The 714-nt window shown below is 44.8% G+C and carries 1 protein-coding gene and 1 pseudogene; one reads left to right on the forward strand and one right to left on the reverse strand.

Annotation, left to right across the window (positions count from 1 at the left end; translation table 11 throughout):
- Window positions 1–130 (reverse strand): annotated as a pseudogene (locus tag KIV40_RS30305) (pirin family protein); the annotation flags it as partial.
- Between the two features lie 303 nt (window positions 131–433).
- Between KIV40_RS30305 and KIV40_RS30310 the strand changes: the two are divergent.
- On the forward strand, window positions 434–714 hold a 281-nt coding region (locus tag KIV40_RS30310; RefSeq protein ID WP_285352971.1), incomplete at its 3' end, for a hypothetical protein.

Raw genomic sequence — 714 nt, forward strand, 5'->3', positions numbered from 1 at the left:
TCAGCTCATCCACCATCAAAAATGGAGAGAAGCCTGCGTTATTGAACCCAGCAATACGTTGAATTTTCACGCCGTCTCCGTCAGACGTTGCTTGAGCATTGATAATCTGTGTAATACGTCGATGTTCCATTGTCGTCATCTCCCGCTATTTGAATACCCTTAGTCTAGGGAGGAAGCGCTTTTACCAACAGAGTGCAAAACTGACAGGCTTGTTTGAAAATTTCGAACAAGTGAAAGATGAACCAAAACGCACTCTTTGAACCCGCGATTTTCCGACAATGAGGCCGTTTGCTCCTTGTCTAGCATGATGGCGTAAAGAAGTTAAATAGTGGGTAGCAATGAGCTTTGGTGATAATCATAAGGTTGAATATCAGAAAGTTCGCAATTACTGACTATACTTACAATAAGGAAAACTCTAGCCAAGGAGGCGACGATGGCTGTGCAATCTAAACACAACGATAGAAGCGGCCGAGTTGGTTTCGAGCATGATTTTACAACAGACCAACGTCACCGTTTTACCGAAGTCGCGAATGCGGCATTTCGCCGTCGAAAGAAGAAAGAGGAGTTAGACCGCCCTTTCTTTGAATCGGCGAGAAAGACGGTATTTAAACCCGTTCTCAAGCCAAAGAAAATGAGCCCGAGCAAACAGCGTCAGGTTGTTTGGATTGTGATCATTGGGCTGGTCAGTTTATGGGCCATGTACATGGCAGGTTA

It is taken from the genome of Vibrio sp. D173a (genome assembly GCF_030248475.1).